The 25014-nt window shown below is 62.6% G+C and carries 19 protein-coding genes and 1 rRNA gene; 9 read left to right on the top strand and 11 right to left on the bottom strand.

Annotated features, from left to right (window positions below):
- Nucleotides 1–263 precede the first annotated feature (263 nt).
- The 6 genes from tkt to KIH76_RS08905 all read left to right on the top strand — a co-directional run bounded on the left by tkt (nt 264) and on the right by KIH76_RS08905 (nt 9463).
- On the top strand, nt 264–2366 hold the full coding sequence (gene tkt, locus KIH76_RS08930) for a transketolase (protein ID WP_219070385.1): 2103 nt from the start codon (nt 264–266) through the stop codon (nt 2364–2366).
- 85 nt (nt 2367–2451) lie between these two features.
- Nucleotides 2452–3555, top strand: coding sequence for a transaldolase (gene tal / locus KIH76_RS08925; RefSeq protein WP_214374692.1), 1104 nt, complete (start codon nt 2452–2454; stop codon nt 3553–3555).
- A 210-nt stretch (nt 3556–3765) separates the two neighbouring features.
- A complete protein-coding gene (gene brnQ / locus KIH76_RS08920; protein WP_236036946.1) occupies nt 3766–5121 on the top strand; it encodes a branched-chain amino acid transport system II carrier protein in 1356 nt (451 codons plus the stop codon).
- Between the two features lie 125 nt (nt 5122–5246).
- A complete protein-coding gene (locus tag KIH76_RS08915) occupies nt 5247–7136 on the top strand; it encodes a bifunctional ADP-dependent NAD(P)H-hydrate dehydratase/NAD(P)H-hydrate epimerase (protein WP_219070384.1) in 1890 nt (629 codons plus the stop codon).
- A gap of 81 nt (nt 7137–7217) precedes the next feature.
- Nucleotides 7218–7847 (top strand): HAD family hydrolase, encoded by a 630-nt coding sequence (locus tag KIH76_RS08910; protein ID WP_214374690.1) that lies wholly within the window; start codon nt 7218–7220, stop codon nt 7845–7847.
- Between the two features lie 233 nt (nt 7848–8080).
- Nucleotides 8081–9463 (top strand): MATE family efflux transporter, encoded by a 1383-nt coding sequence (locus tag KIH76_RS08905; protein WP_214374689.1) that lies wholly within the window; start codon nt 8081–8083, stop codon nt 9461–9463.
- A 330-nt stretch (nt 9464–9793) separates the two neighbouring features.
- On the opposite strand, the gene KIH76_RS08900 is transcribed toward KIH76_RS08905, so the two are convergent.
- The 3 genes from KIH76_RS08900 to KIH76_RS08890 form a co-directional block, all read right to left on the bottom strand.
- Nucleotides 9794–11752, bottom strand: coding sequence for an ABC transporter ATP-binding protein (locus tag KIH76_RS08900; RefSeq protein ID WP_236036945.1), 1959 nt, complete (start codon nt 11750–11752; stop codon nt 9794–9796).
- Nucleotides 11752–13683 carry an ABC transporter ATP-binding protein gene (locus KIH76_RS08895; protein ID WP_338023644.1) on the bottom strand — a complete coding sequence of 644 codons (1932 nt, stop codon included), beginning with the start codon at nt 13681–13683 and terminating at the stop codon, nt 11752–11754. The genes KIH76_RS08900 and KIH76_RS08895 overlap by 1 nt, the downstream gene beginning before the upstream one ends.
- A gap of 276 nt (nt 13684–13959) precedes the next feature.
- Entirely contained in the window at nt 13960–14883 is a 924-nt protein-coding gene (locus KIH76_RS08890; protein ID WP_214374687.1) for a LysR family transcriptional regulator, read from the bottom strand.
- A 387-nt stretch (nt 14884–15270) separates the two neighbouring features.
- On the opposite strand from KIH76_RS08890, the gene KIH76_RS08885 reads away from it, so the two are divergent.
- Nucleotides 15271–16851: an ATP-binding cassette domain-containing protein gene (locus tag KIH76_RS08885; RefSeq protein ID WP_236036944.1), complete on the top strand. Its 1581-nt coding sequence runs from the start codon at nt 15271–15273 to the stop codon at nt 16849–16851.
- Between the two features lie 72 nt (nt 16852–16923).
- Here the strand turns inward: KIH76_RS08885 and pyrE are convergent, their stop codons facing one another.
- The 7 genes from pyrE to pyrB all read right to left on the bottom strand — a co-directional run bounded on the left by pyrE (nt 16924) and on the right by pyrB (nt 23449).
- Entirely contained in the window at nt 16924–17622 is a 699-nt protein-coding gene (pyrE, locus tag KIH76_RS08880; RefSeq protein ID WP_214374686.1) for an orotate phosphoribosyltransferase, read from the bottom strand.
- 77 nt (nt 17623–17699) lie between these two features.
- Nucleotides 17700–18653, bottom strand: coding sequence for a dihydroorotate dehydrogenase (locus KIH76_RS08875; RefSeq protein WP_219070383.1), 954 nt, complete (start codon nt 18651–18653; stop codon nt 17700–17702).
- 4 nt (nt 18654–18657) lie between these two features.
- Entirely contained in the window at nt 18658–19488 is an 831-nt protein-coding gene (locus tag KIH76_RS08870; RefSeq protein WP_214374684.1) for a dihydroorotate dehydrogenase electron transfer subunit, read from the bottom strand.
- Between the two features lie 138 nt (nt 19489–19626).
- Entirely contained in the window at nt 19627–20601 is a 975-nt protein-coding gene (gene pyrF / locus KIH76_RS08865; RefSeq protein ID WP_214374683.1) for an orotidine-5'-phosphate decarboxylase, read from the bottom strand.
- 15 nt (nt 20602–20616) lie between these two features.
- A complete protein-coding gene (locus KIH76_RS08860; protein ID WP_214374682.1) occupies nt 20617–22053 on the bottom strand; it encodes a dihydroorotase in 1437 nt (478 codons plus the stop codon).
- On the bottom strand, nt 22053–22487 hold the full coding sequence (locus tag KIH76_RS08855) for an aspartate carbamoyltransferase regulatory subunit (protein ID WP_214374681.1): 435 nt from the start codon (nt 22485–22487) through the stop codon (nt 22053–22055). The genes KIH76_RS08860 and KIH76_RS08855 overlap by 1 nt, the downstream gene beginning before the upstream one ends.
- Nucleotides 22487–23449, bottom strand: a complete 963-nt coding sequence (pyrB, locus tag KIH76_RS08850; protein WP_214374727.1) for an aspartate carbamoyltransferase — start codon at nt 23447–23449, stop codon at nt 22487–22489. The genes KIH76_RS08855 and pyrB overlap by 1 nt, the downstream gene beginning before the upstream one ends.
- 232 nt (nt 23450–23681) lie before the next feature.
- Between pyrB and KIH76_RS08845 the strand changes: the two genes are divergently transcribed.
- Both KIH76_RS08845 and bcp read left to right on the top strand, forming a co-directional pair.
- Nucleotides 23682–24143: a DUF2510 domain-containing protein gene (locus KIH76_RS08845; protein WP_219070382.1), complete on the top strand. Its 462-nt coding sequence runs from the start codon at nt 23682–23684 to the stop codon at nt 24141–24143.
- A 67-nt stretch (nt 24144–24210) separates the two neighbouring features.
- Complete coding sequence (gene bcp / locus KIH76_RS08840; RefSeq protein ID WP_219070412.1) at nt 24211–24735, top strand: thioredoxin-dependent thiol peroxidase; 525 nt, start codon at nt 24211–24213, stop codon at nt 24733–24735.
- Nucleotides 24736–24895: 160 nt separating this feature from the next.
- Here the strand turns inward: bcp and rrf are convergent.
- A 5S ribosomal RNA gene (gene rrf / locus KIH76_RS08835) occupies nt 24896–25012 on the bottom strand.
- Nucleotides 25013–25014: the final 2 nt, after the last annotated feature.

The following is a 25014-nucleotide window of genomic DNA, read 5'->3' as shown; positions in this document are numbered from 1 at the left end:
TAACGCGTTCGTTCTCAGAGTATTCGTCCGGACGACCGGTGCGATCCGACACATTTGCGGTCAATGTTGACCGCCAATTGTTCATGAAATGTACTTTCCCGTTCATTGTGAACGCTAACAGCACACAATGTCACAAAAACACGCCAAAATCGCACCGCTAAGTCTGTTCACGCGGTTACTATGTAAGAGCAATGTGAGGGTATGCATGACCCGGCATAAGCCGGGCGCGTGGTGCCCGAAGTATTGGAAGGAAAATTACAGACATGACCGAATTCAAGGAAACCGAACTGGACGAGCGCGCCATCAAGATGGCCAAGGTCCTTTCGGCTGATGCGGTCGAGAAGGCGGGAAGCGGCCACCCCGGTTCCCCCGTCTCGCTGGCGCCGATCGCCTACACTCTCTACCAGCACTTCATCAAGCATGATCCGAACGACCCCAAGTGGGAAGGCCGCGATCGCTTCATCCTTTCCGGTGGCCACGCCTCCCTCACCCAGTACGTCCAGCTGTACTTCTCCGGCTACGGCCTGACCCTGGACGACCTCAAGCACTTCCGCGGCGGCGCGGACACCCACACCCCGGGCCACCCGGAGTACGGCCTGACCCCGGGCATCGAAATGACCACCGGCCCGCTGGGCCAGGGCTTCGCCTCGGCCATCGGCTTCGCTTATGGCGAGCGTTTCCAGCGCGGCCTGCTCGATCCGCAGACCCCGAAAGAAGACTCCCCGTTCTACCACAAGATCTGGGTCATCTGCGGTGAAGGCGACATCGAAGAGGGCATCTCCGGCGAGGCCGCTTCCCTGGCCGCCAACCAGAAGCTCGGCAACATCACCGTGATCTTCGACGCCAACCGCATCCAGATCGAAGGCGACACCAACCTGGTGCTGGCCGAGGACGTGCTCAAGCGCTTCCAGGCCTACGGCTGGTACACCGACGAATTCAGCTTCATCCAGCCCGACGGCTCCTACAAGGAGGACGTCGAGGGTCTGGCCGACGTGATCGCCAAGGCCCAGGCTGCCGCCCCGGACCAGCCGAAGCTCATCAAGGTCGACACCCTCATCGCGTGGCCGACCCCGGGCAAGACCAACGATCCGTCCTCCCACGGCTCCAAGCTGGGCGCCGAGGCCGTCGCCGGACTCAAGAAGGTTCTCGGCTACGACCCGGAGCAGTCCTTCCAGATCGACGAGGAAGCCCTCGCCCACGCCCGTAAGGTCGCCGACCGCGGCCTCGAGGCCCACAAGGCCTGGGACGAGAAGTTCGAGGCTTGGCGCAAGGCCAACCCGGACAAGGCCGCCCTGTACGACCGCCTGAAGGAAGGTAAGCTGCCGGAAGGCTTCGACAAGGCCCTCGATGATCTCGAGGCCACCTTCGAGGTCGGCAAGGGCGTTGCCACCCGTGGCGCCTCCGGCTCCGTCCTCAACGCCATCGCGGCCGTCATGCCGGAACTGTGGGGCGGCTCTGCCGACCTCGGCGGCTCCAACAAGACCGACCTCAAGGGTGCCGCCACCTTCGCCCCGGCGGAGTGCGCCACCAAGCAGTGGCCGGTGTGCAACGAGTTCGGCCGTCAGCTGCACTTCGGCGTGCGTGAGTTCACCATGGGCTGCATCACCAACGGCATCCTGCTGGGCTCCTACACCCGTCCGTTCGGCGGCACCTTCTTCATGTTCTCCGACTACGAGCGCTCCGCCGTCCGTCTGGCCGCCCTCATGGAAATCCCGAACCTGTACATCTGGTCCCACGACTCCGTCGCCGTCGGCGAGGATGGCCCGACCCACCAGCCGATCGAGCACCTGGCCTCCTTCCGTGCGATCCCGCAGCTCGAGGTCGTCCGCCCGGCCGACGCCTTCGAGACCGCCGAGGCCTACCGCTACTTCTTCGAGAAGAAGAACACGCTGCCGACCGCGATGATCCTGACCCGTCAGGGCGTCCCGACCCTCGCCGAAACCGCCGCCAAGGCCAAGGACGGCGTCAAGAAGGGCGCTTACGTGCTCGTCGACACCGAGGGCACCCCGGACGTCATCATCATGGCTTCCGGTTCCGAGGTCCAGTGGGCCGTGGCCGCCGCCAAGACCCTGGCCGGCAAGGGCGTCAAGGCCCGCGTGGTCTCCTTCCCGTCCATGGAGTGGTTCGAGGAGCAGGATGCCGAGTACAAGGAGGCCGTGCTTCCGGCTTCCGTCAAGGCTCGTGTCTCTGTCGAGGCCGGTGTGGCCATGCCGTGGTACAAGTACCTCGGCACCTACGGCAAGCCGGTTTCCATCGAGCAGTTCGGCCTGCAGGGCAGTGGCTCGCAGAACATGATCGATCTCGGCATCACCGCCGAGCATGTGGTCGAGGCCGCCGAGGCGTCCATCGCCGAGGCCAACGCCTGATTTCTTTGGGCAACGGGAGGGGCTGCCCGGCAGCCTCTCCCCCGATAAGGATTTGATCCAATAAGGTATCAAGGAGAAAAACAATATGACTGAAGCAACTCAGCGTACGTCCGACAACGGCGTGTCCATCTGGCTGGACGATCTGTCCCGCTCCCGCATCGAGTCCGGCTCCCTGCAGGATCTCATCGCCAACAAGAACGTCGTCGGTGTGACCACCAACCCGTCCATCTTCCAGAAGGCCCTGAGCCAGGTCGGCCCGTACGACGCTCAGCTCAAGGAACTCGGCAAGGTCGACGTCGAGACCGCCGTGCGCGAGCTGACCACCACCGACGTGCGCAACGCCACCGACATCTTCCGCGAGATCGCCGAGAAGACCGACTTCGTTGACGGCCGCGTCTCCATCGAGGTGGATCCGCGCCTCGCCCACGAGACCGAGGCCACCGAGAAGCAGGCCGTCGAGCTCTGGGAGAAGGTCAACCGTCCGAACGCGATGATCAAGATCCCGGCGACCCTCGAGGGTCTGCCGGCCATCACCGCCACCCTGGCCAAGGGCATCTCCGTGAACGTCACCCTGATCTTCTCGCTCGAGCGCTACGAGCAGGTCATCGACGCCTACATCGAGGGCATCGCCCAGGCTGCCGCCAACGGCCACGATCTCAAGCACATCGGCTCCGTCGCCTCCTTCTTCGTCTCCCGCGTGGACACCGCGGTCGACAAGCTGCTGGAAGCCAACGGCTCCGACGAGGCCAAGGCCCTTGAGGGCAAGGCCGCCGTGGCCAACGCTCGCCTGGCCTACGAGCTGTTCGAGAAGAAGTTCGCCGAGGATCCGCGCTGGGCCGAGCTGGCCGCCAAGGGCGCCAAGGTTCAGCGCCCGCTGTGGGCCTCCACCGGCACCAAGAACCCGGCCTACTCCGACTGCAAGTACGTCGATGAGCTCGTCGCGAAGCACATCGTCAACACCATGCCGGAGAAGACCCTGAACGCTCTGGCCGACCACGGCAACGGCGCCCCGTCCATCGAGGGCACCTACGAGGAGTCCCACGCCATCATCAACAAGCTGGCTGAGCTGGGCATCAACCTCAAGGACGTCACCGACAAGCTGGAGGCCGACGGTGTCGCCGCCTTCATCAAGTCCTGGGATTCCGTCCTCGCCGACGTGCAGTCCGGCATCGACCGTGTCAACGGCTGATTGCTTCGGCATTCATCGCTGACTAGTCAGGGATAGCAAGACTCCCGATCTGCGTTGTCTCGCGGATCGGGAGTCTTTTTTTCGTTGTACCTGGAAAACGTCAGACCAGCCTCCGATATCGTTCTTCCCGCATGTCCGGTAAGGTGGAGACCCGTCACTGTCCGGCCACGCATCCGATGCGTCTGGCCCCGGGGTTGGAAGGAGACAGCCATGCAACTGACCGCACGCCAACGACTGATGATGACCTTCACCTTCTTCTCGATGTTCTTCGGGGCAGGCAACCTGATCTTTCCGCCGTTCGTCGGTGCGCAGGCCGGCGCCGCGACGGTCCCCGCAGCGATCGGCTTCATCGTTTCGGCGGTCGGTCTTCCGGTGCTCGGCGTGCTGGCCGTGACCTTCGCCGGCGGATTCGACGCGCTGGCAGGTCGCGTCTCCCCCAGATGCTCGCTGTTCCTTGGCTTGGCAATCATCCTGACGATCGGCCCGTGCTTCGCCATCCCGCGCACCGCCACCACCTCGTTCGAAATGATGGTGACACCGTTTCTGGCACAGGACACCAGCCGCGGCACCGTCCAACTCGCGTATTCCCTGGTCTTCTTCGCTCTGGCGTTCGTGTTCGCGCAGCATCCCGACAAGTTATCCAAGGTGCTCGGACGGTTCATGGGTCCCCTGCTGTTGTTCCTGATCACCGTATTGTTCATCGCCTGTCTCGTCCGCGGTACCGGCACACCGTCCGCACCGTCCGGCGACTATGCCACGAACCAGATGGCACGAGGCTTCCTCGATGGCTACCAGACGATGGATCTGCTCGCCGCGCTGTATTTCGGCATCGTGATCTCGGTGAACATCCGGACGCAGGGCATCGCCAACGAGACGCAAGTGCGGCGCGAGACCGCCATCGCGGGACTTGGCACCGGCGCGCTGCTCGTCGTGATCTACGGTGCGCTGAGCTATGTCGGCGTGGTGTCCGGCACTCTCGCCGCTATTGACCCGGTCTCCGACACGGGCGCGACCGTGCTCACCAATCTCACCTCGTCGATGTTCGGTACGGCAGGCGCGGTGTTCCTGGGCGCGGTGTTCGTCGTGGCCTGCCTGAATGTCTGCACCGGGCTGATCTGCACCTGTGCGACGTACTTCCATGAACGATTCCGCTCTGTCGCGGGGCGACCGGTCAGCTACCGCGCGTGGCAAGTGCTGTTCACCGTGTTCAGCCTCGTCGTGTCGAACGCGGGGCTGAGCGCTATCATCAAGGTTTCGGTGCCGGTGCTGGCCGCACTGTATCCGATCGCGATCGTGTTGGTACTGCTCGCGTTCATCCCTCGTACACTGGCCTGCCGATTCCCTCTCGTATACGGATGGGTCGTGATGCTGGTCGCCATCACGTCGTTCGCCACCTGTGTCGACAGCCTCGTCGCCGTATTCGGCGGATCGCTGCCATGGCTGGACGCAACGCTAGGGATGCTGCCGTTGCAACACTATCAGCTCGGCTGGCTGGCTCCGGCCGCGATCGGCGTGCTCACGGGCATCGTCGATTCGTCCGTCCGGTGTCATCGGACCATCGGGTGATCTGCGGCGAATCCGATCGGATCGCGATTCGCGCCGCATGCCCATGCCGCGTTCGGCATAACCGCGCGAACGCGGGTAAAGTAGAGCTGTCATCATATCGAACGCCGTACAAGGGGGTTTGCATCATGGCCGCGATCGCGACTGGTCACAATGACGAGAACAGGCTGCATCTGTTGCGCCACGCCGTATACCGTGCCGCCAGCGTACGCGCGATGGAACGTCCGCTTCTGGACAACGGCGTGCCGCTGATGCGCATGGCGGCAACCGCACTCGCCCATGTCACCGCGAATCTGCTGGACGACGAGGGCGTGGCGTTGGAGGATGCGCGCGTCACGTTGCTGGCCGGTGCCGGCGACAATGGCGGAGACGGTCTGTATGCGGCGGCCGCACTGGCCGAGAATGGCGCGTCCGTGACCGCCGTGGCGGTCGGCCGGACGGTACATGACGATGCGTTCGCCGCGTTTGTACGTTCCGGCGGCAAGGTGCTGATTCTTGATCCTTCCTCCGAAATTCCCGGATGCTCTGCCGGGTTCAGTGCCGGCGAGGCCGGCGAGCGCCTGCGTGCCGCCGTCGAGTTGGCACAGCATTCCCACGTGATCATCGACGCGATGACCGGCATCGGGCTGACCGGCGTATTGCACGGCATCGCTGGCACGATGGCTGCATCCCTTGGTGTGGATGGCACGGTGCCGGATCGCACCGCGTTGCCGGACGGGGATACTGCCGGAGAGTTTCCCCTGGTCGTGGCGGTGGATACGCCTTCCGGCGTGGGCGTGGACGACGGTTCGATCACCGGACCGTATATTCCGGCCGATGTGACGGTGACGTTCGGCGCTTTGAAGCCTTGTGCGATGTTGCCGCCTGCCTCGTACGCGTGCGGCAAGGTGACGTTGGTGGACTTCGGGTTTGATCTGGATGGTCATGAGCCGCTCGCCGAGGCGGTGTCGGGAGACAATGCCAGTGAGGTCATTCGTCTGCCTCGTCTGGCCGATACCAAATATTCGCGCGGCGTGACGGGGCTGATCACCGGTTCGGTGCGATATCCTGGCGCGGCCGTGCTGTCGAGCCGTGCGGCGGCGGCCACGAACGTCGGCATGATCCGGTACATGGGGCCGGAGCGTACTCGTTCGATGGTGTTGTCCGCGGTACCCGAAGCCGTGATCGGCAAGGGGCGCGTCCAGTCGTGGGTCGTGGGTTCCGGTGTGCCGGATGGCGTGACGGACGAGGACGATGCCGACGTGCAGCGTCAGACGATTGCGAAGCTGTTGTCGCATTATGCAGTGGATGCGCATGCCGAAGATCCGGATCTCGCCTTTGAGATGCCTCCGATCGTCGTGGATGCAGGCGCGCTGGATCTGTTGCCGGACGAGGTGCCGCCGCAGGTTGTGATCACACCGCACGCCGGTGAATTGGCGGCGCTGCTCACGGAGCGCGGGGAGGATGTGGATGCGCATGACGTGCAGCTGGAGCCGTTGCGTTGGGCCGTGCGTGCGCATGAGCTGACCGGGGCAACCGTGTTGCTCAAGGGCGCGGTGAGTATTGTGGTCGGCGATGAGGAGTCTCATGCGCAGGATACGCCGGTACAGCCTCTGGAAGGTCAGGATGCGGCACGGATGAAGACCGCCGGCTCCTTGGACGGTGACGAGGCGAACGATATCGATTTCGAGGATTCCCGAGCCGACGGGGAGACGCGGCCCGTGACACGCATACTGGTGGCCGGTCGTGCGCCGGCATGGCTTGGCACCGCCGGGGCGGGTGACGTGCTGGCCGGCATGACTGGCGCGCTGCTCGCACAGCAGGATGAGGACGCATCGATCGTGGAGACCGTGGCCGATGCCGCGTATCTGCATGGTTATGCGGCATCGGTCGCGTCGCAATCCGATCAGCGTGGATTCAATCCTCCGACGGTCTACGGGTCATCCGATCGGCGTCCGGTCGGCTCGCTCGGTCACCCGATTGTCGCATCAGACGTGGTCTTGGCCATTCCGGATGCGTTCCGTCAGCTGTTGTCATAGTATTCGCGAAATCACGTGACGGCACATCGCCGGTCATCGTCGGACAGCATAGTCATTCAGGCGTAGTCATAAGGAGCTTTTATGCCTCAGTCCCCCATCACCGATGTTATCTTCGATTTCTGCGGCGTGCTGCTCGATTGGCAGACGAGGGCATGCCTCGAAGGACATTTCCCTGATGAAATCGTCGGTGCGATCTGCGCAGACGATGATCCCCATGGGTTCTTCCGTTACGAGGATCGGATGGATGCCGGCGAGGATTTCGCCAGTATCTATCCGGATGTCGTGCAAGAACAGGGCCAGGACATCGCGCAGATCTTCAAGTATTACATCGACCATTACGACGATGCACTGCCACGTACACTGCCCGGGATGGTCGAACTGCTGGAGGATCTCAAGCGCCACGGCTATGGTGTGTGGGGCCTGACGAACTGGTCGCATGAAACGTTCCATCTCGCGTTCGAGAAGTTCCCGCGTCTGGCCGAGCTACTGGACGATACGGTCGTTTCCGGCGTGGAGAAGATGCACAAGCCGAACGCTGACATCTATGAATTGGCGTTGCAACGCTTCGGTCTGAACGCCGGGCAGTGTGTCTTCTTCGACGACACCGCAAAGAACGTGACCGGTGCGAACGAGGTCGGTATCCACGGCATCTTGTTCGAGAACGCCCTCGGGGCACGAGAATCCCTCGCTTCCCTCGGCGTGCGGCTGTAACGACGTTCGTCCGCGATCCATCGTCCTGCAACGGATCGCGGACGAACGGTTCATGGCAAGTCGAAAATCGAGCAACGATGCGCGGAACCACCGATACCGTCTCTTTCATACTGGTTCCGCGCATACTTCATACGTAAAGCCCAAAATATCCGGCATATGCGCGGTATCTTCCGCTCACTGCGGAACGGAAGATACAATGTCCTCTCGTGACAAAACACGAGACAAGCGGGCAGATGGCCACGGCAACAAGGCGACGCGACGCCGACAACGACCTCGGTACGAAACCGATCGGACGGCTGGCGGTGTCGCTGGCAATTCCGGCGGTGGTGGCGCAGGCGTGCAACGCGCTGTACACGATCGTTGATCGTCTGTTCCTCGCGCATATTCCCGGCGTGGGCGATCTTGCAATGACCGGCGTGGGCGTATGTTTCCCGATCACGCTCGCTGTGTCCGCATTCGCGATGCTCATCGGCATGGGAGGTGGTCCGCTCTCCTCGATCGCACTGGGACGTGGCGACCGCGACAAGGCGGATCGCTATCTTGGCACGTCGGTGGCGGCCATTATCACGATCGCCATCGTACTTTCAGTATTGCTTCAACTCTTCAAAACGCCCATCCTTGTCTTGTTCGGAGCGAGCGACGCGACGCTGCCGTACGCCTCCGGTTTTCTTTCCATCTATCTGACGGGCACGTTGTTCGTACAGTTGTCGCTGGGACTCAACACGTTCATCACCGCGCAGGGGCGTGCGCTGGTGGCGATGGCATCGGTGATCATCGGGGCGTTGAGCTCGCTGGCTCTCGATCCCCTGTTCATCTTCGTGTTCGGCCTGGGCGTGCGTGGGGCCGCACTGGCCAATGTCATCGCACAGGGCCTGTCCGCCGCATGGGTGATTCGCTTCCTCGCCTCGCCGGACAGCATGATACGGCTGCGGACGAGCAACATTCGGCTGACGCGACTGCTTGGTCCGATACTGTTTCTCGGCGTCTCCCCGTTCATCATGCAGATCACCGAATCCGTGATCCAGGTGGTGTTCAACTCATCGCTGCAACGTTACGGCGGAGACGTCTATGTGGGCTCGATGACCATCATGACGAGCCTCATGCAGCTGATCTTCGTGTTCTCGCAAGGTATCTCGCAAGGTGTGCAGCCGATCATCGGTTACAACTACGGCGCAGGGCTATACGGGCGCGTACGGCGCGCGTATTCCGGAACGATGGTCGTGCAGGTGGCGATCAACTGCACGATGACGACGCTGCTTGCCCTCTTTCCCGGCTCAGTGGCCTCGCTGTTCACCACGGACGGGGCGATTATCGGCGTGGTCTCACGGACGTTACCGTATTTCGTATGTGGTATGGGCGTGTTCGGGATTCAGAACGTGGTCCAGTGCGCGTTCGTGGGCATGGGGCAGGCGAAACCGTCGTTGTTCCTAGCGGTTTTCCGTAAGTTGATACTGCTGGTACCGTTGGCGTTGGCACTGCCCCGGCTTGGATTCGGAACGACCGGCGTGTTCATCGCCGAACCGATTTCCGACATCACCTCGGCAATTGTGGCAGGATTGCTGTTTGCATGGCATGCGGAGCGTCTGTTGCCGAAAACGGCAATGGAGAGGAAGTGACATCGCACTCGTTTGCATCCGCCGCGCGACGGTCGCAATGATGTCCTTCCTCGCCAGTCATTAATCGTCCCATTCAGGACGACTTCCCTCTTCGCTCCGGCCCTGCAATTTCGGACGGCCTACGGCCGACTCAATGCCGGCTCGCTACCGCTCGTTCCTCGCCTAAAAACGCCGTCTTGCAATTTCGGACGAGCTTCACTCGCATACTGTTGGACTGACTGTCGTCAGTCCCTCGCCTACAACCGTTTCCAACGGTTGCTTTACGGCTCGGCCGGCGTTTTCTTTACGGCTCGCCTCCGGCCCTGCAATTTCGGACGGCCTGCGGCCGACTCAATGCCGGCTCGCTGTCGCTTGCTCCTCGCCTAAAAACGCCTCCGGCGTTTTCTTTACGGCTCGGCCTGTATATAGCGTGTAGTAGCGGCCTTGTTGGGCGATGAGCTCGTCGTGCGTGCCGCGTTCGACGATACGGCCCGCCTCGATCACCATGATGCAGTCGGCGTTGCGGATCGTGGACAGGCGGTGCGCGATCACGAACGTGGTGCGTCCCTTCATCAATTCGTCCATGCCGGCCTGCACGAGCGACTCGGTGCGCGTGTCGATCGACGAGGTTGCCTCGTCCAGAATCAATGCGGGCGGATCGGCCACGGCGGCGCGCGCGATCGCGAGCATCTGCCGTTGTCCCTGGCTCAGCGACGCGCCGTCACCGGTCAGCTGCGTGTCATATCCGTTCGGCAGCTTCTCGATAAACGTGTGCGCGTTGGCGAGCTTGGCCGCGGCGATCACCTCCTCGTCGGACGCGTCGAGCCGTCCGAAGCGGATGTTCTCCATGATCGAACCGGAGAACAGGTGCGTGTCCTGCAGCACCATGCCGAGCGACCGGCGCAGATCGGACTTGTGAATGTCGGCGATGTTGATGCCGTCGTACGTGATCGTGCCGGAGTCGATGTCGTAGAACCGGGTGATCAGGTTCGTGATCGTCGTCTTGCCGGCGCCGGTCGAGCCGACCAGCGCGATCTTCTGACCGGGCTTGGCGAACATCGACATGTCGTGCAGGATCGTCTTGCCGGGCACGTAGCTGAACGTCACATGGTCGAGCCGGATGTCGCCGCTCATCGGCACGATCCGACCGTCCGACGAACGCCAGCCCCACTGGTCGGTACGGTCGTCCGTCTCGCGTAGTTCCCCGGTTGCGGCGTCGCGGCGCACGCTCACCAGCGTCGTCTTGCCATCGTCCGATTCGACTTTTTGGTCGAGCAGCTTGAAGATGCGGTCCGCGCCGGCCAAGCCCATGACGATCGCGTTGAGCTGCTGGCTGACCTGGCTGATCGGCATGGTGAAGCTCTTGACGAACGTCAAGAAGCTCACGAGCCCGCCCAACGTAAGCCCGGTCACGCCGTTGACCGCGAGCCAACCGCCGACGAGCGCGCAGAGCACGTACGCGACGTAGCCGAGCTGGTTGTTGATCGGTCCGAGAAAACCGGAGAACATGTTCGCCTTGTTAGACGCGTCGAACAGACGGTCGTTGCGTTCACGGAAATCGGCCTTCGCCGCGGCCTCGTGCGTAAACACCTTGACGACCTTCTGGCCGCTCATCATCTCCTCGACGTAGCCGTTGAGCTCGCCGACCGACTTCTGCTGACGGGAGAAGTACGTGCCGGACCGGCTGGTCATGACCTTCGTCATCCACACCATAAGGCCGGACACGACAAGCACAACGACGGTCAGTGGAACGCTCAGATAGATCATGCTGAACAGGATCATGACGATGCTGAATACCGAGTTGATGATCTGCGGGATGGACTGCGAGACCATCTGGCGCAACGTGTCGATGTCGTTGGTGTATAGGCTCATCACGTCACCGCGCGTGTTCGTGTCGAAATAGCCGAGCGGCAGGCGTTGCATATGCGTGAACATGCGGTTGCGCAGTTTCATCATGAACCCTTGCGTGATGAACGCCTTGAGCACGGCGCTCACCGCGTTCGCGACGATGCCGGCCGCGTAGATCGATGCCATCACGCCGATCGCGCCGAGCAGCGGTCCGAAGTCGCGGTCGTGCGAGGTGAGCATCGGCGTAATGTAGTTATCGATGAGCGTCTGGAAGAACAGGTTGCCGCGCACCTGCGCGTAGATCGTGACGACGATGAGCGCGATCACGATGCCGTACTGCACGCCGTACATGCCGAACACGAACCGCATGAGCCGCATGAAGATGCGGAACGGATGGTCGAGTTCGCGTCCCTGTTTCGCGCCGGCGGCCATACGGCCGGCATTGCCACGTGGTCCGGGCATCAGCGCACCTCCTTGTCGTCGACGTCGTTACGGGCGTCATCCTGCGTATCGTCGTTCGCGGCGTTCGTATCATTCGCGTCATTCGCCGCGCCCGTCGCATCCGACGATAGCTGCGCGAACTGCTCCTCGTCGAAGTCGCCACCGCCCTGTGTCTGCAGTTCGACGATGCTGCGGTAGATCTCGTTCGTCCGCAACAGTTCGTCGTGTGTGCCGACGCCACTGATCCGACCGTCGTCAAGCACGATGATCATGTCCGCGTCCTCGACGCTCGAGATACGCTGCGCGATGATGATCTTCGTCACGTCGGGCATCTGGCTGGCAAATGCGTGCCGGATCTTCGCGTCGGTGCCGGTATCGACCGCGGATGTCGAATCGTCCAGGATCAATACCTTCGGTTCCTTGAGCAGCGCACGCGCGATGCACAAACGCTGTTTCTGGCCGCCGGAGAAGTTCTGGCCTCCCTGTTCGACCTTCGACTCGTAGCCGTCGGGCAGTTTGTCGATGAACTCGTCGGCACAGGCGATCCCGCACACGCGCTTGCAATCGTCAACGGTCGCGTTTGGGTTGCCCCAACGCATGTTGGACAGAATCGTGCCGGAGAACAGCACGTTGTTTTGCAGGACGACGGCGACCTTATCGCGCAGCACGGCGCGGTCGTAGTCGCGCACGTCCACGCCGCCGACCGTGAGGCTGCCGCCGGTCACGTCGTACAGGCGCGGGATGAGGTTCACGAGCGTGGTCTTGGACGAGCCGGTGCCGCCGATCACACCGACGACCGCACCGGACGGGATCGTCAGATTGATGTCGGTGAGCACGTTCTCGGGGCCCTTTGCGATGAGCTGGCGTGTCGCCTCAATGCGACGCTTCGCGGCCGGATCATTCTCCGAAAGCTTGACGGCCGGATAGGCGAAGTCGACGTGGCGGAACTCGATCGAACCGTCGCGCACCTGTTCGACCGGATGCGCGGCCGCCGGCATATCGTCCCGCTCCTCGAGTACTTCGGCGATGCGGCGTGCGCTGGCGGACGACATGGTGATCATCACAATCGTCATCGACAGCATGACCAGGCTCATGAGGATGTTCATACAGTACATAAGCAGACTGGTCAGATCGCCGGTAGTGAGCCGGTCCTGCACGATCAGATGCGAACCGACCCAGCTGATGAGCAGCAGGCAGCCCCACACGGTGGTCTGGATGATCGGGTCGACGGCGGCAAGCACGAGTTCGGCCTTGAGGAAGATGTCGTAGATGCGCTTCGACGTGGCCTTGAACACACGCGTCTGCATGCTTTCGCGGGCGAACGCCTTGACCGCGCGCATGGCGGTGACGTTCTCCTCGACGGACTCGTTCATCGCGTCGTATTCGGGAAACGCCTGGCGGAAATACTTCGCGGCGATGTTCATGAGGATACCGAGAATGGTGCCGAGCACGACGACCGCGCCCAGATAGATCAGGGCCATCGTGCCGGAGACGATGAACGCCATGCACATGGCGATGATGAGGCTGGAGAACGCGCGCGGCACCATGCGCAGGATCATCATGAACGCGTTCTGGATGTTCATCACGTCGGTGGTGAGTCTCGTCACGAGGCTCGGCGTGGAGAACCTGTCGATGTTCGAGAACGAGAACGTCTGAATGTTGTCGTACTGGTCCTGTCTCAGGTTCTTCGCGAAGCCGGTCGCGGCGCGCGAGCCGAACACCGATCCGAGGCAGCCGACCGTGAGTCCGCACAGGGCCATAAGCACCATGAGTCCGGCTGTGCGGGAGATCACGCCCATGTCGCCCTTCTCGACGCCCTGGTCGATGAGCGTGGCCATGAGCAACGGGATGATCATCTCGCATGCCACTTCGCCTATCATCCATATCGGCGTCAGAATCGAGTCCCGTTTGAACTCGCCGACATGCCGCAGCAGTATTCGTACCGTCTTCACTTGCCGTTCCTTACGATGATGGTCGCTGCGCTGCCGGGCGACTGTGCCGGGCGCAACGGTTGTGAACGCAAACAAGACTAGCAACACCGCAGGCCGGCGCGTTTCGTCATATTCCATATGCCGGTCATCGTTGCCGAAAACCGTCATAACGACACTTGCGGCACTGTTCTGCAACATAACAGAACAGTGCCGCAAGTTGTCGGTTTCGCAAGACCTGCGATCACGCCGATCCGCAACCCGCAGACCGCATTGGCAGCCACGTCAATCCAGCAGCCGTCAGTCGATCAGCTTGTACCCGTGCGAGGCGACCACTGACTTGAGCTTCGCGAGGTAGTCCTCCGCCGCCTTCGACAGCTTCGCGCGCTCGTTGGTGATCCAGCCGACGAGCATCGTCTCGTCCGAGTCGAGCGGCACGGTGACGATCTTCTCGTTGTTGAGGTCGCCGTTGTCGATGCCGGTGCACACCGTGTAGCCGTTGAGTCCGACGATGAAGTTGAGGATCGTGGCGCGGTCGGTCACATTGATCTGCTTCGGGTTGTATTCGGGCCACACGGCTTCCTCCGCGAAGTAGAAGCTGCCGTCCTCACCCTGCTCGTACTGGATGAATGGGTATGGCTTCAGGTCCTCCATCGTGAGCTTCTTCTTGTTCGCCAGCGGGTTGGTGCGAGCGAGGAACACGTGCAGCGGGGCACGGAACAGCGGATGGAACTCGAGGTGCTTCTCGCGCAGCAGCTTGCCGATCACGTCCTTGTTGAAGTCGGACAGGTACAGGATACCGATTTCGGAAAGCATGTTGGCGACCTGGTTGATGATGTCCTTGGTGCGCGTCTCGCGGATGGTGAACTCGTATTCGTCGGACTTGATCGAGTTGATCATCTCGACGAACGCCTCGACGGCGAACATGTAGTGCTGGGTGGACACGGAGCACAACTGCTTGCGCGGCTTCGCGTTCTTGTAGCGCTCCTCGAGCAAGGCGGCCTGATCGAGGACCTGACGGGCGTAGGTGAGGAACTCCGCGCCGTCGACGGTCAGGGCGATACCCTGCGACGAACGGGTGAAGATCTCGATGCCCAGTTCGTTCTCCAGTTCCTTCACGGACGAGCTCAGCGCGGGCTGCGAGACGTACAGTTCGTGCGAGGCCTCGTTCATCGACCCGCATTCGACAATCTTGACGATGTATTTCAGCTGCAGCAGTGTCATAAGCTCCAGTTATAGCGCAAGCCCGCTACGTGAGATCGGCTTATAAGTCCGGATCCCGTGTATGATGTGAATCGTTCAGACAGGACATCGGTGGTTCGATATGCCAGAATCCCCGGAACGGCAAGGATCTACTTCGTTGATTATTCGATAGGCGGCACCGGCGGACGGCTTCACGGGTGAAGCATATCCGTATGGAACGCTTGTCGTACGGCTCCGCGCATGGATTGATGTGCTTCGCTTCGAATCCGTGGCGGCCACGCCGTCCCTGCATATGCCGTTCGCATATTGGTGTCATACGCAATCTCATCTATCACGCCGCAGCCGAAGGCTCCCGCAATAATCAACGGGACGCCGGTTCGCGGCGAACATACCGCATTGGAGCACCATATGTCACTGAATTCCGTACTCACGTTATCCCATATCACCTTTACCTATCCCGAAGCTCCGGAACCGCTGTTAGCCGACGTATCGGTCGCGTTCCCTCGCGGCTGGACGGCCGTATTGGGCGACAACGGCATCGGCAAGACCACGCTGATCCGCATCGCGCTCGGTGATCTGGCACCCGAATCCGGCGTCGTCTCCCCCGCTCCGAACGGCATCGTCTCTGGATACTGTCCGCAGAACACCGACGAGATGCCGGCGAATCTGGACGATTTCGCCAATGACTGGTCGCCGGAGACACTGGCGATTCGCCGCGATCTCGGCATCGGCGACGACTGGCCGTGGCGATTCGATGCCCTGTCCGGCGGCGAGGCCAAACGACTGCAGGTCGCCTGCGCGCTGGCGTTGCGGTCGGACGTGCTCGTCTTGGACGAACCGACGAATCACGTGGACGCGCCGACCCGCGAGCGCATCATCGCCGCGTTGCGTTCGTTCGGCGGCATCGGCATCCTCGTATCGCATGACGTGGCGCTGATCGACGCGGTCGCCGATCAATGCGCGTTTTTCGAACGTGACCATGTGTGCGGACAGAACGTGACCGTCGTGCGCATGCGGCCGGGCAACTATGCCGCCGCATCGGCGAGCGCGGCGATCGATCGTCAGTCGGCGGATGCGGCGTTGCGCGACGCGCGTCGCGAATCCGCGCGATTGTCGTCGGTCAAGGCGCAGCGCAAGCATGATGCGACGTTGGAGGTGTCGTCGGCCAAAAACCATCGTTTCGTCGATCCGAAGGATCATGACGCGCGCAATGCGATCAAATACAACCACAATCCGAGCAGTCTCGGGCCTGCGAGCGCCCGCATCGACGCACAGGTCGCGGCGGCGCGGGAGAAGGCCGCGGGCATCGTCACCGCGGCGAAACGGTATGACGGCGATATCTGGATAGACGCCGAGTCGAGCAGTCGCCGTGAGCTGGTGCGGTTGCCGGCGGGATGGCTCCCGTACGGTGGCGATGCCGCCGCAGCGGTCCCGGAGCATGGCGACGGCGTCGCCGTTCCCATGCTGACGGTCGGCCCGCACGATCGCATCGGCATCAGCGGTTCGAACGGCACCGGCAAGACCACGCTGGTCAATGCGCTGTTGCGCGAGATCGAACTGAACGAACGTCGTACCGGACTGCGGCTGCCTCGTCTGGTGTTGCCGCAGAACACCACCGAGGCAGATGCGCGACGGGCGATGGCCCGACTGGCCGCATTGCCGGCGAAGGAGCGCGGTCTTGTGCTGTCGTCCGTCGCGCAGCTGAACGCCGACCCTGAGCGGCTGATTGCCGGCGGCAATCCGTCGCCGGGCGAGCTGCGCAAGCTGCTGCTGTGTCTGGGATTGCGCCGGCATCCGCATCTGATCGTCATGGACGAGCCGACGAACCACCTCGATCTGCATTCGATGCAGACGCTGGGCCGTGCGCTGACGGGGTATCCCGGCGCGCTGATCCTCGTCTCCCATGACGAGGGGTTCCTGCGGCAGACCGTCACGATCCGTTGGTCGCTGCAGCGCGATGGTACGCGGGCGCGGCTGACGGTCGGCTGATACGGAAACGTCCTTCCGCCGATGCGTCAGGCACGGCGGAAGGACGTAGTCAAGACAGGTTGTGCAACGCGGTCACGCACCGTACTGGGCGAGGTAGGCGTCGGCGGCGGCCTTGATCTCGGGAGTCACATACGGCTGGCCGGATGCGGTGGTGATATGCTGGCCGGCCTCGAAGATCTCACGAACGTTGGCGATGGCGAACACCGGGAAACCGAACTCGGCCTCGACGGCCTTGACGGCGGACAGGTCGGAGTCCTTGGTCTTCTCCATGCGATCGACGGACAGCACGAGGCCCACGACCTCGACGTCGGCTTCGGCCTTGAGCTTGGGGATGACCTCGCGCACGGCGGTGCCGGCGGTCATCACGTCGTCGACGAGCAGCACCTTCATGCCGTCCTTGAGTTGTGTGCCGACCATCATGCCGCCATCGCCGTGGTCCTTCTTCTCCTTGCGGTCGAACGTGTAGCCGACCTCCATGCCGTGCGCGGAGGTCAGGGCGATCGCGGTGGACACACCCAGTGGGATGCCCTTGTACGCCGGGCCGAACACGGTGTCGATGTCGGCGGGCAGATTGCCGGCCTTGATCTCCTCGGCGATCTTCTCGGCGTAGAACGCGCCGAGCGTGGCGATCTTGCGGCCGTCGTTGAACGCGCCCGCGTTGATGAAGTACGGGGACTTGCGGCCGGACTTGAGCGTGAAGTCGCCGAACTTGAGCGCCTGCGAATCGAGCAGGAACTCGGTGAAGCGGTGGTCGAGCGATGCGGTGGTCATGATGTTCTCCTTGTCGAAACCGTGGCTCCCCTGTACTGAGAAGAGCCGAACATACGTCGTACTACGTTGCGGTGCCGTCAGCGCCAGGTCTCGCCCACGGCGAGTTTCGCCGCAAGTTCCGGACGCGAGTCGAGCAGGTCGTCGAGTTCGCGCGCCACGCGGATTGGCGCGGTCGGATCGTACAGTGCGGCCGCGCCCACTTCGACAGCGTTCGCGCCGGCGTACAGGAATTCGAGCGCCTTCTCGCCGGAGTCGATGCCGCCGATGCCGATGATCGGGATGTCCGGCAGGGTCTGGCGCACGCGCCACACGAAGCCGAGCGCGACCGGGAAGATCGCCGGTCCGCTTACGCCGCCGGTGCGATTGGAGATGATCGGCTCGCCGGTGCGGATGTCGATGCGCATGCCGACGAGCGTGTTGATCAGGCTCAGCGCATCCGCGCCCGCTTCGGCGGCGGCGCGTGCGATGGTCGCGATGTCGGTCACATTCGGCGACAGCTTGACGATCATCGGCTTGGAGGTGAGCTTACGCAGATGGCCGATGAGACGGCTCAACGCGACCGGATCGGTACCGACGGACATGCCGCCGTGGCTCACGTTCGGGCAGCTCACGTTGATTTCGAGCATATCGGCCGGCGAATCGGCGAGCTTGGCGACGACCTGCGCGTAGTCGTCGTCGCTGTGGCCGGCGACGTTGGTGACGACAGTCGCGCCAAGCTCCTTGAGTTTGGGCAGTTCGTCGACGAGATAATGATCGACGCCCGGGTTCTGCAGACCGACCGCGTTGACCATGCCGGCCGGGCTTTCGGCCGTGCGCGGACCGGGGTTGCCTTCCCACGGCACTGGGGAGACGCCCTTGGTGGAGATCGCGCCCATCTGGCTCACGTCATAGAACCAGCGGCATGCGGCCAGCTGGAACGTGCCGGACGCGGTGCCGACCGGGTTCTTCCATTCGACGCCGGCGACGACGGTCTTGTGCTTCCACTCGTGCTTCTCGTACACGTTGATCGGGGTGTTGCCGTTCTCGGTCATCGTCTCACGCCTCCCATCCGAGCTGTTCCGCGGTGAATACCGGACCGTCCGAGCACACCTTCTTGCGTCCGTCTACCGTGTCGACCACGCACACCACGCAGGTGCCGTATCCGCAGCCCATGCGCTGCTCCATGCTCAGCTGGCTCGGGATGCCGCGCTTGGACGCCCATTGCGCCACGGCCTTCATCATCGGCAGCGGGCCGCAGGACAGGATCACCGGCGCAAGACCGTCGCGGGTAAGTTCGCCGGCCGCCTCCATCCGGTCGAGCAGCGTGATGACGTTGCCTTCGGATTCGTCGATGCTCACCGTCGCGTCCGCATAGCGGGACACATACTGATCAGCGAAGTGGTCGTTGCGGTAGCCGAACACGGCAGTGGTGCACACGTCGTCGTTCGACTGAAGATATTGCGCGGTGTAGATGAGCGGCGGCACGCCGAGACCACCGCCGACGAGGATGTAGTGCGACGCGGTCTTCGTGTTGAATGGACGGCCGAGCGGGCCGAGCACGTCGATATGGTCGCCGGCCGCGAGTTCGGAGAATTCCGCGGTGCCCTTGCCGACGACCGCGAAGATGACACTGACCAGGTCGCCGTCCACCTCGCTCACGCCGAACGGACGCGGCAGCAGCTTCATCGGATCGTGGCTGAACAGGTTCACGAACTGCGCCGGACGCGCGTGCTTCGCGATGTACTGGTCGCGGAACGTGAGACGGTACACGCCTTCGGTGAGTTTCGTGACCTCGGTGATCTCGACCGTGTGCCGGCCCGGGAAATAGCCGGCTTCGGTCGCCTCGGCGACCACGTCGGCGGTGGGGGTGAAGGTTGCTGTGGGCATTGCTTCCTTGATTCTCCTCATCTGCATAATCTATTCAGCGCCAGTAGTCCAGCTTACGCCAAGGTCTGCCGCAGCCATCTGCATCGGCATGGTGGCCAGGGGGGCGTCTCGCTTCACTCCGCCCCCTGGCCGTCGTTCTTACCGGTACACGTTCACGCGCAGGTCGTCGCGCATGTCGCTTGCGGCCTGACGCGCCGCGGAGGCGACCAAGTCGAGCGCCTCGCCGGCGCTCATGTCGTCGCGGTACTCGCCGGTCTTCTTCCATGCGCCGATGATGCCGCGTGACGAGTTGACGATCGCGCCGGAGCCGTCGTGATCGAACATGCCGGCGACTCCCGCCGCCGTGCCGCCCTGTGCACCGTAGCCGGGCACGAGGAAGAACGTGTGCGGCATACGCTTGCGCAGGGCCGCGCCCTCCTCAGGATGGGTGGCGCCGACGACCGCGCCGACGCGCGAATAGCCGTGGCTGCCGATGGTCGCGCTCCCCCAGCCTTCGACCAGGTCGGCGACGTGCTCGTAGAGCTTGCCGCCATCGGCGAGGTCGAGTTCCTGCAGTTCCTTGCTGGACGGGTTCGACGTGCGCACGAGGACGAAGATGTCCTTGTCGGCCGCGGCGGCCGCGTCCACGAACGGCGTGATGCCGTCGGTGCCGAGGTACGGGTTGACGGTGACCGCATCCTCATGCCACGGGTCGAACGGCTGCGCGCCGTCCTCGAATCCCGCAACGCCACTCAGGTGGCCGGCGTAAGCGGCCGCGGTCGACCCGATGTCGCCGCGCTTGATGTCGCCGAGCACGTAGAGTCCCTGCTGCTGCGCGTATTCGCAGGTCATCGTGTACGCGTCCACGCCGGCCGGTCCGATCGCCTCGTACATGGCGATCTGGGGTTTGACGGCGGGCACGATGTCGGCGACCGCGTCGATGATCGCACGGTTGAATTCGAAGTACGCGACGGCGAGCTGCGCGGCCGGGATTTCGGCCTGGTCCTCGACGGAGTCGCGCACTTCATCCGCGAACGACGCGACGACCTGCGGCGGCACGAGCGCCGGCGTCGGGTCGAGTCCAACCACGCTCGGGTTCTGCGCGTTCTCGATCGCTTCGATCAGTCGATCCATGACGTTGTCCTTTCGTTACTTGATCCTGCTGAACACCAGTTTCGAGCCGATCACCGTGGCGAGCGGCCGGCCGGTCACCTGCCATCCGCCGAACGGCGTGTTGCGCGCGGCCGAATGGAACCGTTCCGGGTCCACCGTCCATGATTCGTTCGTGTTCAGGATCACCAGATCGACGCTCTCGGGATGCTCCACGCGGCTCAGATCCAGCGTGCGCTTGACCGCGCACGTGGACGACGTGTTGAGCAGTCCGGCCACGTCGGTCGGCACATGGCCCATGAGATGCTGCGGCGCGACCGACATCAGTTCGATGAGCCGCTTGTCGTCGATGTATCCGTCTTCGACGAGCACCTTGTGCGCCACGCCGTACGCACATTCCAGCCCGATGATGCCGTTCGGCGCGTCAAGGAACCCGCGTTCCTTCTCCTCGAGCGTGTGCGGCGCGTGGTCGGTGGCGAGCATGTCGACCGTGCCGTCCGCGATCGCGGCGATCGTCGCCTGACGGTCGGCAGCCGAACGCAGCGGCGGGTTCATCTTCGCCAGCGTGCCGTACTTCAGGAGGTCCTCGTCGCACAATGCTATGTAGTGCGGCGCGGTCTCGCAGGTGATCGGCAGCCCCTCGGCCTTGGCTTCGCGGATCGCGTCGAACGAGATCGCGGTGCTCACATGCTGGAAGTGCACGTGGACGCCGGTTTCGCGGGCCTTGGCGATATCGCGCGCCACGATCTTCAGCTCGGTGTCCTCCGGGATGCCGGGCACGCCGAGTTCGCGCGCGACCGGGCCGTCGTTGACCGCGCCGATGTCGTGATGCTCGCAGTGTTCGATCAGATACAGTCCGGTGTCCTTGACGTTGCGCAGCACATCGTCGAGGATCGCAGGGGTCACGGCGGAACCGTCGTCGCTGACCGCGGTGACCGGATGGGCGAGCTGATACGCATCCTTGGCTTTCCCGCGCACGGTCGCGGAAGACGTCAGATACTCACGCCAACGGTCCGGATCGCTCGCCTCGCCGCCGACGCGTCCCTTCGACGCGCACACGCATAGGTCGTAGCGCACCGGCAGCGCCGTATCATGCGCGGCCTCGTAGTGCTGCAGGTAGTCGATCACCGTGCCGTAGCCGGCGCTGAGCACTTCGGACGCACCGGGCTCGCCGGCCACGACCGGCTCCCCGTCCATCGCGGGCACGGTGTTCGGCATGATGAGCACGTTCGTGTAGCCGCCCGACGCGGACGCGCGGCATCCGGAGATCATCGACTCCTTGTACGTCTGGCCGGGATCGCGGAAGTGCACGTGCGGGTCGGCGAAGCCGGGCGCCACGGTCAGGCCGGTCGCGTCAAACTCGCCGCCCGTCACCGCGCCCGATTCGCTGAACAGCCGGCTCGCGTCGGCGTCGGAGATCACCAGATCGATCGTCTCGCCGGTGTCCCATACCGTGATGTTGCGCAGAGTCAGCATTACAGTTTCGCTTCCTCGTCGCAGTAGTCGCAACGGTATTCCTGACGCTCGGAATGCGTCAGATGGAACATCTGGTCGATGCCGCGTTCGGTGGTGGTCACGCAGCGCGGGTTCTTGCAGGTGAGGATGTTGATCACATGCTCAGGCAGCGTCGGGGTCTTCTTTTCGACGATCTTGCCGCCACGCACGATGCCGACAGTCGCGGTGCGCGCGACGAGGCCGAGCACGTCGAGGTCGATGGCGGGCGTCTTCTTGCCATCCTCGTCCTCGATCTTGATGATGTCCTTCGTGCCGTACAGGTGGCTGTCGGTGTTCATGATCAGCGCGAGCTTGGTCTTCGCCGGGTTGATCTTCAGGTATTCGAGCACCTTGAGCGCGGTGCCGGCCGGCACATGATCGATGATGATGCCGTTGACGATGCTGGTGACTTCCATCAGGCCTTGACCTCCTTGGCTTCAAGCGGTTCATATCCGGGCAGTTCGTCGCCGATCACGGAGCTTTCGAGCGCCATGCGCATGAGCATGCCGTTCTTCACCTGCTCGAAGTAGGCGGCGCGCGGGTCGTTGTCGACCTCGACAGCGATCTCGTTGATGCGCGGCAGCGGGTGCAGCACGGCCATGTCCGGCTTGGCGAGCTGAAGCTTGTCCTCGTCGAGGATGTACGTGTCACGCAGACGCAGATAGTCGTCCTCGTTGAAGAAGCGCTCCTGCTGCACGCGGGTCATGTACAGCACGTCGAGGTCGCCGATCACGGAGACGAGATCCTTGACCTCGGTGTAGGAGCAGGACGGGGTCGCGTCGATGCGGTCGAGCACATATTGCGGGGTCTTGAGCTCGTCGGGGCTGATGAGCACGAAGTGCACGTTGCCGAAGCGACACAACGTTTCGATGAGGCTGTGCACGGTACGGCCGAACATGAGGTCGCCGCACAGGCCAACGGTCAGGTCAATGACGCGACCGAAGCGCGACTGCAGCGTGGCCAGATCGGCGAGCGTCTGCGTGGGATGCATGTGACCACCGTCGCCGGCGTTGATGACCGGCACGGAGGCGGCGCGGGATGCGACGAGCGCCGCGCCTTCCTTCGGGTGACGGATCGCGACCACGTCGACATAGTTGGACACGGTCTTGAGCGTGTCGGCGATCGACTCGCCCTTGGACGCGCTCGACAGCTGGGAGCCGGCGAAACCGATCACTTTGCCGCCCAGGCGCAGCATGGCGGTTTCGAAGCTCAGGCGCGTGCGCGTGCTCGGCTCGTAGAACAGCGTGGCCAGCACCCTGCCGTCGCAGGTATGCGCGACTTCCCGGCGATGGGAATCGATGTACTGCGCCTTATGCAGCAGTTCCTTGATCTGGCGGAGGGAAAGATCATCGAGCGAGATGACGCTCTTACCAATCATCGGCGTCTCGACCGACTCGTCTGTTACTGACACGGCTCACCTTTCTTGCGTGAAGCGGATAAGGTGGCCACAGAAGTGACCTATCCGACTATACACGCGACACGCCCCGCCGCGCGACCCCGCGTGTTCACCCCACGTTCAGATTGCCGAGTCTTCTCCAATCATTCGTATACCGATCGGTTAGACATCCGCTGTTAAAATGGCAGCAGCACTTCAACAGAAATGAGGATGTATGGCAGAGTATCAGCCGGGATGGTACCCGGACCCGTCCGGCGATCAGACGAAACTACGCTGGTGGGACGGTACACAGTGGACCGACAGTGTCATGCCGGCCCCGCAGACGGATCCGAACGCGAATCCGAATCCGTTCGCGGGGCAACAGCAGAACGCATATCAGCAGCAATACAACGGTGGGTATGGAGACCCGCAACAACCCATGTACATGACAAACGGTACGTGGATGACCGAGACGGATCGCAACCTTCGTCTGGCGGCATTCGTGTTGAATGTGATCGGATGCATCGCATGGTGCTGGACGCTGGTCGCGCTGGCATGGATGATCCCGATGACGATTCACAGTTGGCGAATCTACAAAGGCGAAGCGGCCAATACGACGGCGTTCGGCGTCTGCACGCTGATTTTCGCGAGCCAGATCGCCGGCATTCTGCTACTGATCAGCAAGAAGGATGCCTGATATCCAGCCGTTGATGGCCTCATTTGTATGGGCTGCAGCTGTTGCACCGACTGCCGCAGCCCCTACAATGTCAGGTATGACTCAACCTGACATTGAACCGACCGATTTGCCCGCACGCTTCGAAGTCGGGCAAGCGGCGCCCGACTTCACATTGCCTGCCGCATTGCCGGACGGCACTGAAACACGCATCACACTGTCTGCGCTAATGGAACAACGTCAGAATGTGGTGCTCTACTTTTATCCCGCCGCGATGACGCCAGGTTGCACGACCGAAGCATGTGACTTCCGTGACAATCTCGCCCGTCTTGAATCTCTTGGATTCACAGTATTGGGCGTGTCTAAGGATCCACTGCCGAAACTGCATCGTTTCGTGGAACGTGATCATCTGAGTTTCCCGTTGCTGTCCGACACCGATCTAACCGTACATAAGCAGTACGGGGCATATGGGGAAAAGAAGCTGTATGGCAAAGTGCATGTGGGCGTGATTCGATCGACGTTCGCCATCGACAGTGACGGTGTGATCATGCTGGCACGATACAACGTACGTGCCAAAGGCCATGTCGATTCGTTGCTGAAAGCGCTGCGGTCATAATCCGTGCTGACTTCTTGAAAGGAATTCTCTCTCTTCGCCGAGATGACAAAGCCCTGAACTATTGCAGTCCAGGGCTTTGTCATGTGATTTTGTGTTGTGTGGTTATATGGGGAGGGCCCCGGGAGCGTGTTGCTCGACCGGGGTCCTTCGTGACGTGTAAATGCGGCGGCGTGCTACTCTCCCACACCCTGTCGAGTGCAGTACCATCGCCGTGCCAGGCCTTAGCTTCCGGGTTCGGAATGGGACCGGGCGTCTCACCTGGGCCATGACCGCCGCAAA

The sequence above is a fragment of the Bifidobacterium simiiventris genome (assembly GCF_019331715.1).
Classification (GTDB): domain Bacteria; phylum Actinomycetota; class Actinomycetes; order Actinomycetales; family Bifidobacteriaceae; genus Bifidobacterium; species Bifidobacterium simiiventris.
Note: the sequence above shows the minus strand (reverse complement) of the source record. Positions and strands in the feature narration are given on the sequence as shown.

Excerpts from the sequence above, each read along its gene's own strand:
- tkt (WP_219070385.1), top strand. The coding sequence starts at position 264 with ATGACCGAATTCAAGGAAACCGAACTGGACGAGCGCGCCATCAAGATG.
- tal (WP_214374692.1), top strand. The coding sequence starts at position 2,452 with ATGACTGAAGCAACTCAGCGTACGTCCGACAACGGCGTGTCCATCTGG.
- brnQ (WP_236036946.1), top strand. The coding sequence starts at position 3,766 with ATGCAACTGACCGCACGCCAACGACTGATGATGACCTTCACCTTCTTC.
- KIH76_RS08915 (WP_219070384.1), top strand. The coding sequence starts at position 5,247 with ATGGCCGCGATCGCGACTGGTCACAATGACGAGAACAGGCTGCATCTG.
- KIH76_RS08910 (WP_214374690.1), top strand. The coding sequence starts at position 7,218 with ATGCCTCAGTCCCCCATCACCGATGTTATCTTCGATTTCTGCGGCGTG.
- KIH76_RS08905 (WP_214374689.1), top strand. The coding sequence starts at position 8,081 with ATGGCCACGGCAACAAGGCGACGCGACGCCGACAACGACCTCGGTACG.
- KIH76_RS08900 (WP_236036945.1), bottom strand. The coding sequence starts at position 11,752 with ATGCCCGGACCACGTGGCAATGCCGGCCGTATGGCCGCCGGCGCGAAA.
- KIH76_RS08890 (WP_214374687.1), bottom strand. The coding sequence starts at position 14,883 with ATGACACTGCTGCAGCTGAAATACATCGTCAAGATTGTCGAATGCGGG.
- KIH76_RS08885 (WP_236036944.1), top strand. The coding sequence starts at position 15,271 with ATGTCACTGAATTCCGTACTCACGTTATCCCATATCACCTTTACCTAT.
- pyrE (WP_214374686.1), bottom strand. The coding sequence starts at position 17,622 with ATGACCACCGCATCGCTCGACCACCGCTTCACCGAGTTCCTGCTCGAT.
- KIH76_RS08875 (WP_219070383.1), bottom strand. The coding sequence starts at position 18,653 with ATGACCGAGAACGGCAACACCCCGATCAACGTGTACGAGAAGCACGAG.
- KIH76_RS08870 (WP_214374684.1), bottom strand. The coding sequence starts at position 19,488 with ATGCCCACAGCAACCTTCACCCCCACCGCCGACGTGGTCGCCGAGGCG.
- pyrF (WP_214374683.1), bottom strand. The coding sequence starts at position 20,601 with ATGGATCGACTGATCGAAGCGATCGAGAACGCGCAGAACCCGAGCGTG.
- KIH76_RS08860 (WP_214374682.1), bottom strand. The coding sequence starts at position 22,053 with ATGCTGACTCTGCGCAACATCACGGTATGGGACACCGGCGAGACGATC.
- KIH76_RS08855 (WP_214374681.1), bottom strand. The coding sequence starts at position 22,487 with ATGGAAGTCACCAGCATCGTCAACGGCATCATCATCGATCATGTGCCG.
- pyrB (WP_214374727.1), bottom strand. The coding sequence starts at position 23,449 with ATGATTGGTAAGAGCGTCATCTCGCTCGATGATCTTTCCCTCCGCCAG.
- KIH76_RS08845 (WP_219070382.1), top strand. The coding sequence starts at position 23,682 with ATGGCAGAGTATCAGCCGGGATGGTACCCGGACCCGTCCGGCGATCAG.
- bcp (WP_219070412.1), top strand. The coding sequence starts at position 24,211 with ATGTCAGGTATGACTCAACCTGACATTGAACCGACCGATTTGCCCGCA.